Origin of the sequence: Halalkalicoccus paucihalophilus (genome assembly GCF_001593955.1) — an archaeon.
Lineage (GTDB): Archaea > Halobacteriota > Halobacteria > Halobacteriales > Halalkalicoccaceae > Halalkalicoccus > Halalkalicoccus paucihalophilus.
Genome location: NZ_LTAZ01000007.1, coordinates 46475 through 59533, shown reverse-complemented (window position 1 = coordinate 59533; position 13059 = coordinate 46475). Strand labels below are relative to the sequence as shown.

Below are 13059 nucleotides of genomic sequence, written 5' to 3'. Positions count from 1 at the left end.
CTACCCGAGGAGGCCGAGTTCCTCGAGCCGGGAGACGATCTTGTCGACGGCGTGTTCGGCGTCGACGGGCTGTTTGCCGCCCGTGATCACGAGCTTTCCCGAACCAAAGAGCAGCGCGACGACCTTCGGTTCGTCGAGCCGGTAGACCAGTCCGGGGAACTGCTCGGGTTCGTACTCGATGTTCTCGAGGCCCAGCCCGATCGCGATCGCGTTCAGGTTGAGGTTGACGCCCAAGTCGGCGCTGGTGACGATGTTTTGGACGATGATCTCGGGGTCGTCCTGCACCTGGATCTCCAGATCGCGCAGCTTATCGAAGACGATCTGGAGGCTCTCGTGGACGTCGTCGGTCGATTTCGCGCCCGTGCAGACGATCTTTCCCGAGCGGAAGATCAGCGCCGCCGATTTCGGGTTCTGCGTCCGGTAGACCAAGCCGGGGAACTGCTCGGGGTCGTAATCGGCCCCTTCGAGGTCCATCGCCACGCTCTGAAGGTCCAGTTCCTGTCCGATGCCCGTCGATGCGACCACGTTCTCGATGTTGATTGTCTCCTTCGGATCCATCGTTCTCTTTATAAGACGTATTTAACCTTTATAAAGGTTGGTGGGCGACGATCGTCAGCCCCACTCGAACCGGCAGCCTCTTTTCGTACTGCCCCGACCCACGAGGCGTGTATCTGCTGGAGCTCGCCGGTGAAAACGACGCCTTCGCGCGGTGTGAGGCACGCCACGCCGCAAGCGCCGTCTCCCCACTCGCTCCCGGGTTGGCGAGTGCCCGCGGGATCGACCCCAAACGCGTCACGGGGCTCGCCTACATCCACCGAGCCAGCGAACTGGTCGGGACCAGTACTGCAGGAATCGACTCGGCGCGCCTCCTACTCGAACTCGCGGGGATCGACCGCGAGGGCTCGGTCAGGGTTCGCGCCCGCCGGGTCCGCGAGACCGAGGTCGATACCCAGCGAGCGGAACGCGAGCTCGGTTCCGTGCTGGTGGAGCGGGGCTTCTCGGTCGACCTCGAGGACCCCGACCACGAACTGCGGGCAGTGTTCTCCGAGGACACCTGCGCGCTGGGATGGCTCGTCGCCGAGAGCCGCCGCGATTTCGCCGCCCGAGCGCCCACCGAAAAGCCCTTCTTCCAGCCCGGCAGCATGGACCCGCTTCTGGCCCGCGCGGTCGCGAACATCGCGGGGGCCCGACCGGGCAGGACGATCCTCGACCCGATGTGTGGGACCGGCGGGGTGCTCGTCGAGGCCGGGTTAGTCGGCGCGCGCGTGGTAGGGGCCGACGCCCAGAGGAAGATGGTCCGGGGCGCACGCGAGAACCTGGCGGAGTACGGCGCTGCGTTCGACCTGTTTCGCGGCGACGCCACCCGAATCCCGCTCCGAGACGGGGCCGTCGACGGCGTGGTCTTCGATGCCCCCTACGGCCGCCAGTCGAAGATCGAGGGCGACCTCGAATCGCTCGTCGCGGGGGCGCTTTCCGAGGCCCGCCGGCTCGCCCCTCGTGCGGTCGTGATCGCGGACCGCCCTTGGGATGAGGCCGCCGAGGCGGCGGGCTGGACCGTCGAGGAACGCTTCGAGCGCCGCGTTCACCGCTCGCTGACGCGCCATATAGCAGTTCTCGCCTAATCCTCAGCGGCGCGTCCGGCGTCCCGGAGCGTCCGCTCCTCGTCGGTTTCGACCTCGATTTCGGGGACCGCGACCGGCGAGCCGTCCGCATCAATGGCGACGAACGTGAAGGCCGCCTCCGTCGTGAGCGTTGCCTCGCCGGTCCGGGGCTCCTCGCGCCACGCGCGGATCCGAACCCGGACGCTCGTCCGCCCGGCGTCGTAGGCGTAGGCCTCGATCCGCGCGGATTCGCCGATTGGTACCGGCTGCTGGAAGTTGAGTTCCGTCACGCCCGCGGTGACACAGGACTCGCCGGCGAATCGCATCGCGCTCATCGCGCCGACCTCGTCCATCCACTTCATCAGGGTCCCGCCGTGGAGCGACTTGTAGTTGTTCGCGTGATTGGGCTGGACCCGATAGCGGTTCTCGATCCGCGTCTCAGAAAGCGTCACCATGCCCCTCCTTGGTCGTGGACCGTAATGAGGCTACAGCCCCAATCAGAGGGCGATCGTCGAAACGAGAACGACCACCGAGACGTAGACGGTGATCACGGCCGCGTACCGGACGAACTCGCGCCAGTCGAACCCGCGGATCGAAAGGATCCCACAGAAGAGAAAGCCCAACCAGAGGTTCGAGAGCCCGGCACCGTACATCACGGCGACGACCGAACCGACGAGGTCCGATCCCGTCGCGATCAGCGCCGGGCCGACGACGACCCAGACGGACGCGGGATCCGGGATCAGCAGTCCCAGTCCGAGGGCCGCGAGGAACGGGCCGACGGTGCCGCCCCCGAGGGCATCGCCGATGGCCCCGTAGAGCCCCGCCGCCGAGAGCAACGCGAAGACGACCGCATAGAGCATGAACGGGATCGCGACGTGGTTTGCCCACCGGGTCGCATGGGTGGTCTTCGAGCGGAAGGCCATCGGCCGGGTATGGACGAGCAGCCCGAGGATCATCAGTGAGAAGAGGAGCCACAACAGTGTCAGCCCCCCGCCGGTGGCGGCGTACAGCCCGATCGATCCGAGCCCGATGACCACCGCGAGTCCCGAGATGAGCCGGGACTGTTCGAGGCGGTCGGCCACCGTGTACCCGTCCTGTGAGGGCAGGGAGTAGTGATCGAACGTCTCGCCGATCGAGCCCTCGAGGATCGCCCCGTCTTCGAGTTCCGTTCTGTCCGTTTTCGCATCGGGAGCCAGAACGACCAAGAGTAGCGGCAGGGTCAGGACCAGCACGACGCTGGGGACGAGGTTCGCCGGCGCGAGGAGGAACTCGGCCATGCTGAGCGGCCCGGAATCGGCGAGAAAGCCGCTCATCTCCGCGAGCCTCGTATCGGCCATCAGCAACGCGCCCGGGCTGGTAGGCCCCTGATTCGCGAGCACGAGCGAGAGCAGGCCCGCGGTCAGGACGGCGGGGTAGTGGATTGCGATCCCCTCTTCGTGGGCGCGCCGACAGAGCCGTCTACCGACGAACACGCCCCCGAGGAGACCGAGCGCCCAGTTGACCCAGCCGAGCGCGAGCGCGAGGACGCCGGTCGAGTAGACGATCGTCGTCTGGCTCGTCGGAATCAACCCCGCGATCCGGTCGAACAGCTCGCCGACCGGTCGGGATTCGACGACGGTCGCAGAGAGGACCCAGTACAGTATCAGGGCCATTTGGACGGCGAACAGCTGGTAGAAGCCGGTCGTGAACGTCTCGACCTGTTGGAAGGCGGGTAGATAGGGGGTCGTGACGAAAAGCGCCACGAGCGCCAGTAGCACCGCGAGCGCGAGCGACTCCGGGAAGAACCGCCCGAGGAAGGGCACGAACCCGGCGTCGGTTCCGTCCTGTGCGTCCGTCTCAGTGTGTCGTGTTGCCATGTTCGACCACCTCAGAGGACTCCGAATCCCATCAGCAGCGTTCCGATCCCGAAGACGACCCCGCTGAAGACGAACAACACGGCCACGTAGCCCATCATGTCCCTGATGGAGAGTCCGGCGATCCCCAGGACGGGAATCGCCCAGAACGGCTGGATCATGTTGGTCCACTGATCGCCCATCGCGAACGCGATCATCATCGTCTCGATGTCGGTCCCGGGGATGTTCCGGGTCGCGTTCACCAGCAGTTCGCCGGTGACGGTCCACTGGCCGCCGCCCGAGGGGACGAAGAAGTTGACGGTGCCAGCAGAGAGAAACACCAGCAGGTACCACGTCGTCTCGGTGGCGTAGTTGGCGGCGGTCGCGGCGATCAGTTCCGCCAGTCCCGAAGCGGCCATGATCCCCATAATCCCGCCGTAGAACTGGAACTGGATGATCACCTGACTGGCGCCCTCGATGGCCTCGCGAAACACCTCGAAGAAGCTCCGAAAGGAGGTGTGAAAGACGAACCCGAGCCCGAGCATCGCGGAGATGAAGAGGTTGATGTTGAGGACCTCGGTAAAGGGCGAGGTCGCGAACAGGTAGCCCAGATACGACCACATCACTAGCCCCGTCCCGACACAGAGGAGTCTGCTGTCGACGAGAGCGTCCTTCAGTGCCGACGTCCGCTCTCGATGGGGGTCGGCCGATCGGCCGCCGTCGGTCGCGATCTCGGCGTCGGCCGACCGGAGCGTTTCGGCCGGAACGGTCAGCAGGTCCTCCTTCGGTGCCATCAGCGGCATGAGTACGAGCGTCAACAGGACGACCGCGCCGACGGTCACGAGGTTCGCCGCCGTGAACATGGTCGCCGAGACCGGGATCACCCCGATCGAGCCCTCGAGGAAGTGCCCCGGCGTCGCGCTCAGCAAGTAGGACGCGCCCGACAGGCCCTGATGCCACGGAAGCAGCCCGGCGTAGGCCGTCGCCACCAGCAGCGGGTAGTGAATCTCGATGTCCTTGCGGTCCATCGCGATCCCGACCTCGCGGGCGAAGATCCCGCCCACGATCAGGACCATCCCCCAGTGGAACAGCCCGACCAGCTGGCCGACGATCGCCGTCAGCAGGATCGCCTGGCGCTGTGAACTCGGGACCGTCGCGAGGCTACCTAAGACGCGTTTGACCGGCGGCGAATCGGCGAGCGCCCAGCCGGTCAGCAGCGCGAGCGAGGCCTGCATCGAGAACGTGATGACGTACCAGAACCCCTCGCCCCACTGTGCCGTGACCTCGACGGGTCCGCTTGGCGTGAGTGCCACCGCGAGCACCATCGTCACGAACGTCAGAAGCAACGCGAAGATGAACGCGTTGGGCAGGTACCGCTGGACCACTTGACTGGCACCGGCGCCCAATGCAGTGAAAGAGTCGCTGACCCTCCGGGTGAGCTTCGTGCTCATCGGCCGTCGTCCCGATCCGGGAACCGTCGGTCGGTATAATAACCGCTACTGGATACCCGGCGATATCCTTCAGTGACAATCATACACAGTCATACGTGACGAACGGAATCGGTTAAAGATCCTGCTTGCAGCGTGTCACGTCGGGCCGCCGGTCGTCGCTCAGTCGGCACCGAGGTCAGCGAGAAGCTGGCCCAACTGGATCCGGTCGCTCGTCCCCTCGGTCAGGTCCATGTCGATCTCACCCGCCCGCCGGTACAGGGCGACGAGGTCCTCGCCGTTGTACCGCGAACGCGACGTCGCCAGTAGGTCTTCGAGGACCTCGCCGCCGTCGTAGCCCTCGTCGATCAACAGCTCGTCGAGGAGCTTGCGAGCGTCGATAAACGCGCCGTTTTCGGCGTTGACGAGCATGTCCTCGATTCGGTCGTCGACGCCCACGTCGCCGAGCGCCTCGTAGGCCGTCTCCATCGTGATCCCCTCCCCGTTTTCGGCGACGGTCTGAGCACCTAGCACGGCCGTCCGGAGGTCGCCGTCGGCGTAGCTCGCGACGTACTCCAGACCCTCGCGGTCGTACTCGACGCCCTCCTCGACGACGATCCCCTCGAGTACCTCCACGGTCTCGGCGGTCGTTGGCGCACGCACGGGCACGGGGAAACACCGCGAGACGATGGGCGCGATCAGTGCAGAGGGCTGACGGGTCGTGATGACGAACTGGGCGGCCTCGTGGTTGCGCTCCATCACTCTTCTCAATGCTTGCTGGAAGTCCTCACGGATCGCCTCGGCGTTGTCGAGCAGGATCGTCTTGTAGTCGCCCGAGACGGGCGGGTAGCTCGCCGATTCCTTCAACACGTGGTTTATCAACCCCGCCTTCGAGGTCTCGCGGCGCCGCTTGGGCGTGATAAACGAGGAAAAGCGGGGGTCCTCCGAGAGCTCCTTTTTCGTCATCCCGAAGAAGTCGGCGACGTTGATCTCGACGAGGTCGTTCTCGGAGTCGTGGGCCTCGCGGGCCAGTGCCCGAACGGCGGCGGTCTTTCCGGCCCCTTTCGGGCCGTACAGGACGAGGTTGATGGGCTCCTCGCTCGCCCGCGTGAGGTACTCCCTGACCCCCTCCTGTGGAAGTTCCGCGAGCGTCGGGGCGTGCGTCTCGGTCCACAGCGGCGCGTCCATTACCGACCCTTCTGGCGGCGCGGATACAAAGGCGTCGCTACGCGCTCGCGCCCCACGCGTCGAGACACTCCTCGTCACAGAAATGCAGCGCCGACTCGTAGCCCGGTTCGTCCTCGAGAGTCGTCCACTCCATCGGATCGAGTACCTCGCCGCAGTGCTCGCAGACTTCTCGGGTGGTCTCGTTGCTCGGATTCGGCGTCGTGTCGCTCGGCTCTTCCATACGCCCGATTGGCGTGCACCCCTCAAAACGACAGCGGGTTCGCCTCCTCCCAGCGCGGGGCGAACTCCTCGTGGACCTCCGTCGCAAACGCGGGGTCCTTCAGGTCGATCACGGCGAAGACTTCGCCCGGCCTGAGGGGGTTCGACACCTGCAGGACGACCTCGATGTGGTCGACGAGGTTGAACGTCCCGTCGAGGTTCTCCGTGGTGCGGACCGAAAACGAGGGGTCGTTCGACAGTCGGCTTCGATAGCGCTCGCCGACGCTCTCGGGCAGGCTCTCGACGACTTCCGGGGTCATCAGTACGGAGACGTCGACGCCCCGGTCGACGGCGTCCTCGAGGCGTTCGGTGACGACATCGCCGATCTCGCCGAAGTCGAACTGCGGCGAGCGGTTCGCGACCACCATGACGATGCTCTCGTCGGCGGCCGCAAGCCGTTCGAGGAGGAGTTCGAGCGTCTCACCGTCGCCGACTGCGGCCGTCCAGAACTGCTCTTCGACCGGTTCCGCGGATTCGAGCTCCCCGCTCAGCGTCTCAACGATCTCCTCGTATCTCCCGATGGTCTCTTCGGCCTCGCGGCGCTTGTCCTCCAGCAGGCGTTTGAGGGCCGTCTCCGGCTCGACGGCGACGTACTTCTTCGGTCGGCTCGCCGTCTGGCTCCGGATCAGACTGTGGCGCTCGATACTGTTCAACACGTCGTAGATCCGGCCCATCGGGACCTCGCTCGTCCGTGACAACTCTTTTGCAGTTGTCGGTCCCGTATGCAGCAACGCGCGATAGACGCGGGTCTCGTACTCCGAGAGACCGAGATCCTTCAGGCTGGCCATACCCCGTTTCACGATTCGATCCGCATAAACGCACCGGCCGTTGTCGGTTCGGTTGTCGATCAGTCCGCAAAGAGAGCGCTCACCGCCCGTTCCAACTCGGCCGGGCTCGCCGCCGGCTGGGCCGTTCGCTCGCCGGCACTCGCGAGTGCTCCCTCACAGTCCGCCCCGGGTACGACCACGGCCTCGTGATCCGCGATCCGCAGGGCGGCCCGGTGGAGATCCGAGCCGGCGGGCGCGCCCACCCGGATCACCAACGGTTCGCCGACCAACCGCGAGACGGCCGTCCCGTATTCCGCGAGCTGCGGGCCCAACCGGTCGCTCGCGCCCGCGAACGCCGCGAGCGCGTCGTGGGCGACCGAGCGGTACCGGTTCTCGCCCGTGATGAGGGCCAGATCGAGCAGGCCGTCGGCGAGTTCGGCGGTCGTATCCAGTGGGTACAGCGGGTACGAGAGCAGGCCCGCACCCTCGACGGGGCCGTCCCGGAACCGGCCGTCCTCGACCCGGAGCGTCTCGATGGTGTGGTCCGCGACCGACCGGGCGCTCGAAAGCGACCCCTCGTCCCCGAGCACTTCACGAGCCGTCGTGAACGCCCGGAGGACGCGCGCCTGATCGCTCAACAGCCCCCGATCGCCGCCCGCGTAGTGGGCAACGCGTCCCCCATCGATCAGCCCTTCAAGGTGGGACCGGGCCCGCTGTGCGAAGCGCTTTGCGTCCTCGTCGTCGGTGTACGCGTGGTAGGCCAACAGCGCGTCGATCGCCAGCGCGTTCGCCCCGGCGTACACTGTACCGTCGACCGGCGGGTCGGTGCGCTCCTCGGGGGCACGATACGAGTCGTCGGGGCCGGGCGCCTGGCTCGCGGCGAAGGCCTCCCCGGTCCAGAGGGTCGTCGTCAGGTACTCGACGGTGCGGGCGGCGGTCTCCCGGTAGGCCTCCTCGCCGGTCGCGAGATACGCGTTGGCGAAGGTCCGCAGCAGCGCGGCGTTCTCGTCGGTCAGCTTCTCGTGGGAGATGTCGCTCCAGTCGCGGTTCGCGGCGTACCTGAAAAAGCCGCCCTCGTAGTCGTCCTGCAGGTGCGTTTGGACCGCTTCGAGGGTCCTGCGGGCGGCCTCGCGGTCGCGCTTGAGCGCGAACTCGATCGTTCGGGCCAGCGGGAACTTGGGGGCGTCGCTCCACCCGCCGTACTGGGTGTCGAAGGCGCTCTCCAGCCGGCCGACCAGCTGCCCTTCTATCCCCTCGCTGACCTCGCCTGCTGGCGGTTCGTCCGCTCGAAGCGCCCGCGGGATTCGCCCGGCGTCCGCACCCCGGTCGTCCCAGACCTCCCGGACGCGCCCGAGGACGCTCCGGAGCCCCTCGATACCCAACTGGGTCGTGCCGGTGAGGATCCGCCCGTCAGGGGTGCAGAACACCGTCGAGGGGAAGCCACCCATGTTGTACCGGTCGCGGACGCGTGGGCGCCGATCCGCGTCGACCCTGATCGGGATGAATTCCTCGAGGTTGGCGCGGATCTGTGGGTTCGAGAGGGTGGTTCGTTCCATCTCCGCACAGTCCACACACCACGCCGCCGAGAGGAAGAGCATGACCGGGTCGTCGCGCTCGCGAGCGGCCGCCAACCCCGTTTCCCAGCCGTACCAGTCGATCTCGCTCACGGAATCGTCCATGACACCGGTAGGACCGACGCGTGTTAAGGCCCTCCGGTCGGCCTGCTCGCCGCCCCGCTCTCACCGGTCTGTTCACGTTTACGGTCGGCGTATCTTTCCCGAACACTGACTAATCGACATATTGATATGGTTCGGCGTGCAGGCACCTGCAAGGGCTATATGCACGTCTACAACGTCACTCGACGGAACGGGTCGCTCTCGTCGATCACCGTTGCGGACCCTACCGGTCGGACGGCGTCGTTCGCCGTCGACCGTGGCGAAAGCGGTGCCGTGCTCGCACACACACCACAGATATCCGACTCGTGGCGCCGCGAAGCGTGGGCGTTCGCGAACATCATGCTGGCGACGGAACTCGAGACGTCGCAGTCGGCCCACACCTGAGCGGTCCGCTCCGGGTGGGGTCCGAACAATGTAAAGCGTTTTGGGCGCGCGTCCGGTAGTGAAGGGTATGTGGAAGCGCCTCTTGGCGGTGTTGCTGATCGTCCCCCTCGTCGACGCGATCTTCCTGATCGTGGTCGCCGACTGGCTCTCGTGGCCGGTGACGGTGTTGCTCGTCGTGCTGACGGCGCTGTTGGGGACGCTGTTCGTCCGCGCGGAGGGTCGCCACACGATCAGACGGTTCCAGCGGGCGCTCTCGGAGGGGCGTGCTCCGACCGACGAACTGCTCGATGGTGGCTTTCTGATCGCCGCGGGCGCGCTGTTGCTCACCCCCGGCCTCGTCACGGACGCCATCGGCTTCCTGTTCGTCCTGCCGCCGAGCCGATACGCCTTGCGGGGACTGTTGAAACGGTTCGTGATCACGCCCTACGTCGAGAAGAAGACGGGTGGGTTCGTCAGCGGGAACGTCTACACCTACGGGTTTCCGAACGATGACGACGAGTCGGGGACCACCGTCAACCTCGGTGCGGACGACTATGACGTCCACGAGGGCGAGGGATCGTAGACGAAAGAGAAACCCTTAAACAGCACACCGAAATACGTGTAGGTGCGTTCGGGCCGATAGCTCAGTCAGGTTGAGCGCTCGGCTGATAACCGGGAGGTCCGCGGTTCAAATCCGTGTCGGCCCATCTCGATACCCACCGGCTTTTGGCCGAGGGGCTTTCGGGACCTCACCTCCCCAGCCAACCAATCTCTGCCGTTTCCTGAACTCACCAGCGACATCCCTCCGGACGTGTTTCTATCCGATCGGACGGCGTTCCCGCGACCGAGCGTCGAAAAACCGAAGACCGCTCCGGAGTGCCCGTTCCATTGAGTGCCTCTGACTCACTCCCGGCATCCTCCGTTCTCCCCCCGGTACTATAACTATTATCGTGAAGATCTGTTGACTGGTTGATTGAAAATAAAATATGTCGTGTTGTCATTATCGAACTCACGTCTGAATCGTAGTACGGCATTGACCCTCCGGTGGTGGGCAATTTCCGGGGTCTTCTGTTCGGATCTTTCCGACCGGAGGCACTTCCCGATCGATCGACGGCTTCGAGACGCTCCCCGCTACGAGACACCGATACGAGCAATCAGCAGTTCGATCGCCCGTTCCTGCCGGTCGAGATCCATACTCGGGGGGACCACCCCGCCGCTCGTCGCCGCGCCTTCTATTCCGTTTCTCGCCGCCTGCTCGGGGGTCCGTGGGAGGTGGACGAACCCCGACGGGAGGTCGGTGTGATGGCGAGCGGCGTAGAGGGCGCGATTACAACAGTGCGTACCGGCGGTGTTGGACACCCGTGCGGGGATCCCGGCGTTGAGGAGGGTCTCGACGCAGTCGACGACCGGAACGGTCGCGAAATACGCGTCGGGGCCGTCGGGATCGATCCGCTCGTCGTGCGGGCGTGTCCCGTCGTTGTCGGGTGTCTCGCCCGCATCGGCGACGTTGATCGCGACGCGTTCGATACTGATCGCGCTCCGGCCGGCGGCGAGCCCCATCGAGAGCGCTCGATCAGGACGCACCTCGTCGATCATTCCGAGGAGTTCGCCTTCGATGCGATCGAACTCGACGGGCAGGACGCGGCCGATTACGGCCTCTCCATCGATCGTTCGTCCGTCGAAACGGGCCGCGAGGCGCTCGCTGGGGTTGGTCTCGTGCTCGCCGAAGGGCTCGTAGCCGGTGAGAAGCACCGTCATGCTCCCCGCGACGGAGCAGGCAGTGATGGTGCTTGCGATCAGAGCAGCAGCGAGACGATCGCGAGGATGATAAAGACGATGATGAAGATGCGCGCGATCTCCATCGAGATCCCCGCGACGCCGCGTGCGCCGACCGCGGCGGCGATGATCGCGAGGACGAAGAACACGATCGCGTACTGGAGGAACTCCCCCGAGAACTGCAGCGGTACCAGGGCGTCCATCACGGTATTGAGTTGGACCATGCCCCTCCGTATTCCTCCGGGCCTTATATCGGTGGTGGCGGATCACCCCGTGAACGCCGAGTGAGTACGTTCAAGGCACTCTCACCGAAACGGAGTGTATGGAACTCGCCGCCCAGACGTGGCCCGATCTCGGATCGTATTTCGAGACGGAGTCGCTCGCGCTCGTCCCCGTCGGCAGCACCGAACAGCACGGTCCCCACCTCCCCGAAGGGACCGACCACATCATCGCCGAGTCGCTCGCTCGGGCCGCGGCCACCAGTTCGGGATTCCTCTGTACGCCTACGATCACCATCGGCGTCAGCCCGCACCACCGCCAGTTCCACGGGACGATGTGGGTCGACGCGCCCGTCTTCCGCGATTACATGGAGAGCCTCGTCTCGAACCTCACCTATCACGGGATCGACCGGGTGGTCTTCGTCAACGCTCATGGTGGTAACGTCGCCCACCTCCGGGAGGTCGGACGGCGGCTTCACGACCGCGGGGAGGCCTTCGCGATCGAGTGGATGTGGGACGAGAGCATTCCGACCCTCGTTTCGGACCTCTTCGAGCAGAACGGCCCCCACGGCGGCCCCAAAGAGACCGCGATGATCCAACACCTGGCGGGCGATCTGGTCCGCGAGGACCGACTGGAGGAGGCCCACGAGGGTGGGGTGACCTTCCCGACCGACGACTCACATCGGAACGGTGCGCGCGTCTTCTACGACTGCATCGACAACTCCCCCAATGGGGTGTTCGGCGACCAGACGGATGCGACCGCCGAAAAGGGCGAACGGCTGTTCGAGGCTGCGGCCGACCAGCTCCGTGAACTCTGTCTGTGGCTCAACGAACAGCCCTTCGAGGACCTCGTCGCGAAACCACACGTCTGACACGCCCGTACCCAGCGGCTCCCGCGCTGGACCGTCACCCGAACTCGCCTCGTAGCGTCCTATCGATCACAAATGATAACAAAATTTACATATTTTCAAACTATACTAATAATTGATGTGAGCGTGAACGAGGACGCATCGAACTGTTACACACACTCGCGGGAGTTCACCCACGACGGGGACGCGTTTCGGGTGCGGATCAACGACGACCTGATGTCGTATACGGGGACCGTCTCCCGGGACGGCGAGGTCCTCGCCGTCGTCACGGATCTGGGTCCCGAGGCGGCGCGGTGGTCCCACGTCGTCCTCGACGAGGCAATCCTCGGGTAATCGACGCCTTCTGCCCGAGCGCGCCGACGGACGGCCGAAGTCGCCGTGGCTTTAGGTGGTCATCCCGTAGCGGACGTGTGAACGCAGACGAGGTCCAACGCCAGTGGGCGGAACGATCGGGGGAGTACTCCCCGGAGTACTACGCCTACTACGGCCCGAACGGGACGAGCGAGCGGATCCATCGCACGCTCGATTCGCGTTCCGGACCGCAGCGGGCGGTCCTCGAACTCGGTTGTAGTTCGGGTCGCCATCTCGCGCATCTGTACGACCACGGCTACAGGGACCTCTCCGGGATCGAGATCAACGACGAGGCCATCGACGTGATGGAGGAGGCCTACCCCGAGTTGGCCAGCCACGGAACCTTCCACATCGATACCATCGAGAACACCCTCCCTGAGTTCGAGGATGACCGGTTCGACGCCGTCTACTCGGTCGAAACCCTCCAGCACATCCACCCGGACAACGCCTGGGTGTTCGAGGAACTGGCCCGCGTCACGAACACACTCCTCGTTACGGTCGAGAACGAGGGAAACGGCGAGGAGGCAGTGAACTACGTCAACGACGAGTTCCCGCTGTACTATCGGGACTGGGAGACGGTGTTTACCGATCTCGGATTCCGCGAGATCGAATCGGAGACCCTGAAACGGGACACCTTCCGGGCCTTTCGAGCCACGTAAATCGCTTCTCTACGGACGGCTCTTGGATCCCGTCTATCGCTCGTCGCACTAGAAGGGATAGCACAATGTATTAA

Annotated in this window: 16 protein-coding genes and 1 tRNA gene; 7 read left to right on the top strand and 10 right to left on the bottom strand. The window is 65.2% G+C overall.

Annotated elements, in window-relative coordinates:
- Window positions 1-558 carry a TATA-box-binding protein gene (locus HAPAU_RS13110; RefSeq protein WP_066383474.1) on the bottom strand — a complete coding sequence of 186 codons (558 nt, stop codon included), beginning with the start codon at window positions 556-558 and terminating at the stop codon, window positions 1-3.
- A 107-nt stretch (window positions 559-665) separates the two neighbouring features.
- Between HAPAU_RS13110 and HAPAU_RS13105 the strand changes: the two genes are divergently transcribed.
- Window positions 666-1622, top strand: a complete 957-nt coding sequence (locus HAPAU_RS13105) for a methyltransferase domain-containing protein (RefSeq protein ID WP_066383472.1) — start codon at window positions 666-668, stop codon at window positions 1620-1622.
- On the opposite strand, the gene HAPAU_RS13100 is transcribed toward HAPAU_RS13105, so the two are convergent.
- The 7 genes from HAPAU_RS13100 to HAPAU_RS13070 all read right to left on the bottom strand — a co-directional run bounded on the left by HAPAU_RS13100 (window position 1619) and on the right by HAPAU_RS13070 (window position 8752).
- On the bottom strand, window positions 1619-2056 hold the full coding sequence (locus HAPAU_RS13100; RefSeq protein WP_066383470.1) for an acyl-CoA thioesterase: 438 nt from the start codon (window positions 2054-2056) through the stop codon (window positions 1619-1621). The two genes, HAPAU_RS13105 and HAPAU_RS13100, sit on opposite strands and share 4 nt — an antisense overlap.
- A 42-nt stretch (window positions 2057-2098) precedes the next feature.
- Complete coding sequence (locus HAPAU_RS13095; protein ID WP_066383468.1) at window positions 2099-3457, bottom strand: TIGR00366 family protein; 1359 nt, start codon at window positions 3455-3457, stop codon at window positions 2099-2101.
- Window positions 3458-3468: 11 nt separating this feature from the next.
- Complete coding sequence (locus HAPAU_RS13090) at window positions 3469-4884, bottom strand: short-chain fatty acid transporter (protein WP_066383467.1); 1416 nt, start codon at window positions 4882-4884, stop codon at window positions 3469-3471.
- A gap of 159 nt (window positions 4885-5043) precedes the next feature.
- The gene (locus HAPAU_RS13085; RefSeq protein ID WP_066383464.1) at window positions 5044-6048 is read right to left on the bottom strand and encodes an AAA family ATPase; all 1005 of its coding nucleotides are present in this window, start codon (window positions 6046-6048) and stop codon (window positions 5044-5046) included.
- Window positions 6049-6085: 37 nt separating this feature from the next.
- Window positions 6086-6268, bottom strand: a complete 183-nt coding sequence (locus tag HAPAU_RS13080; protein ID WP_066383462.1) for a DUF7576 family protein — start codon at window positions 6266-6268, stop codon at window positions 6086-6088.
- Window positions 6269-6290: 22 nt separating this feature from the next.
- The gene (locus HAPAU_RS13075) at window positions 6291-7094 is read right to left on the bottom strand and encodes a TrmB family transcriptional regulator (protein ID WP_066383461.1); all 804 of its coding nucleotides are present in this window, start codon (window positions 7092-7094) and stop codon (window positions 6291-6293) included.
- A 59-nt stretch (window positions 7095-7153) separates the two neighbouring features.
- Window positions 7154-8752: a DUF255 domain-containing protein gene (locus HAPAU_RS13070; RefSeq protein WP_066383460.1), complete on the bottom strand. Its 1599-nt coding sequence runs from the start codon at window positions 8750-8752 to the stop codon at window positions 7154-7156.
- Between the two features lie 126 nt (window positions 8753-8878).
- On the opposite strand from HAPAU_RS13070, the gene HAPAU_RS13065 reads away from it, so the two are divergent.
- The 3 genes from HAPAU_RS13065 to HAPAU_RS13055 all read left to right on the top strand — a co-directional run bounded on the left by HAPAU_RS13065 (window position 8879) and on the right by HAPAU_RS13055 (window position 9819).
- Window positions 8879-9133: a hypothetical protein gene (locus HAPAU_RS13065; RefSeq protein ID WP_245634106.1), complete on the top strand. Its 255-nt coding sequence runs from the start codon at window positions 8879-8881 to the stop codon at window positions 9131-9133.
- A 67-nt stretch (window positions 9134-9200) separates the two neighbouring features.
- The gene (locus HAPAU_RS13060) at window positions 9201-9695 is read left to right on the top strand and encodes an FxsA family protein (protein WP_066383457.1); all 495 of its coding nucleotides are present in this window, start codon (window positions 9201-9203) and stop codon (window positions 9693-9695) included.
- 50 nt (window positions 9696-9745) lie between these two features.
- A tRNA-Ile gene (locus HAPAU_RS13055) sits at window positions 9746-9819 on the top strand.
- 424 nt (window positions 9820-10243) lie between these two features.
- Here HAPAU_RS13055 and HAPAU_RS13050 read toward each other — a convergent pair.
- Complete coding sequence (locus HAPAU_RS13050; protein WP_066383454.1) at window positions 10244-10870, bottom strand: pyroglutamyl-peptidase I family protein; 627 nt, start codon at window positions 10868-10870, stop codon at window positions 10244-10246.
- Window positions 10871-10908: 38 nt separating this feature from the next.
- On the bottom strand, window positions 10909-11112 hold the full coding sequence (locus tag HAPAU_RS13045; protein ID WP_066383451.1) for a DUF1328 family protein: 204 nt from the start codon (window positions 11110-11112) through the stop codon (window positions 10909-10911).
- Window positions 11113-11210: 98 nt separating this feature from the next.
- On the opposite strand from HAPAU_RS13045, the gene HAPAU_RS13040 reads away from it, so the two are divergent.
- From HAPAU_RS13040 to HAPAU_RS13030, 3 genes are all read left to right on the top strand, one after another.
- On the top strand, window positions 11211-11978 hold the full coding sequence (locus HAPAU_RS13040) for a creatininase family protein (protein WP_066383450.1): 768 nt from the start codon (window positions 11211-11213) through the stop codon (window positions 11976-11978).
- A 123-nt stretch (window positions 11979-12101) separates the two neighbouring features.
- Window positions 12102-12308: a hypothetical protein gene (locus HAPAU_RS13035; RefSeq protein ID WP_245634105.1), complete on the top strand. Its 207-nt coding sequence runs from the start codon at window positions 12102-12104 to the stop codon at window positions 12306-12308.
- Between the two features lie 77 nt (window positions 12309-12385).
- Window positions 12386-12985: a class I SAM-dependent methyltransferase gene (locus HAPAU_RS13030; RefSeq protein ID WP_066383445.1), complete on the top strand. Its 600-nt coding sequence runs from the start codon at window positions 12386-12388 to the stop codon at window positions 12983-12985.
- The last annotated feature ends 74 nt before the right edge of the window (window positions 12986-13059 follow it).

Bases quoted from the DNA above. Each gene is read 5' to 3' on its own strand.
- HAPAU_RS13050 (WP_066383454.1), bottom strand. From the start codon at position 10,870: ATGACGGTGCTTCTCACCGGCTACGAGCCCTTCGGCGAGCACGAGACC.
- HAPAU_RS13045 (WP_066383451.1), bottom strand. From the start codon at position 11,112: ATGGTCCAACTCAATACCGTGATGGACGCCCTGGTACCGCTGCAGTTC.
- HAPAU_RS13090 (WP_066383467.1), bottom strand. From the start codon at position 4,884: ATGAGCACGAAGCTCACCCGGAGGGTCAGCGACTCTTTCACTGCATTG.
- HAPAU_RS13040 (WP_066383450.1), top strand. From the start codon at position 11,211: ATGGAACTCGCCGCCCAGACGTGGCCCGATCTCGGATCGTATTTCGAG.
- HAPAU_RS13095 (WP_066383468.1), bottom strand. From the start codon at position 3,457: ATGGCAACACGACACACTGAGACGGACGCACAGGACGGAACCGACGCC.
- HAPAU_RS13060 (WP_066383457.1), top strand. From the start codon at position 9,201: ATGTGGAAGCGCCTCTTGGCGGTGTTGCTGATCGTCCCCCTCGTCGAC.
- HAPAU_RS13100 (WP_066383470.1), bottom strand. From the start codon at position 2,056: ATGGTGACGCTTTCTGAGACGCGGATCGAGAACCGCTATCGGGTCCAG.
- HAPAU_RS13075 (WP_066383461.1), bottom strand. From the start codon at position 7,094: ATGGCCAGCCTGAAGGATCTCGGTCTCTCGGAGTACGAGACCCGCGTC.
- HAPAU_RS13065 (WP_245634106.1), top strand. From the start codon at position 8,879: ATGGTTCGGCGTGCAGGCACCTGCAAGGGCTATATGCACGTCTACAAC.
- HAPAU_RS13070 (WP_066383460.1), bottom strand. From the start codon at position 8,752: ATGGACGATTCCGTGAGCGAGATCGACTGGTACGGCTGGGAAACGGGG.
- HAPAU_RS13080 (WP_066383462.1), bottom strand. From the start codon at position 6,268: ATGGAAGAGCCGAGCGACACGACGCCGAATCCGAGCAACGAGACCACC.
- HAPAU_RS13110 (WP_066383474.1), bottom strand. From the start codon at position 558: ATGGATCCGAAGGAGACAATCAACATCGAGAACGTGGTCGCATCGACG.
- HAPAU_RS13085 (WP_066383464.1), bottom strand. From the start codon at position 6,048: ATGGACGCGCCGCTGTGGACCGAGACGCACGCCCCGACGCTCGCGGAA.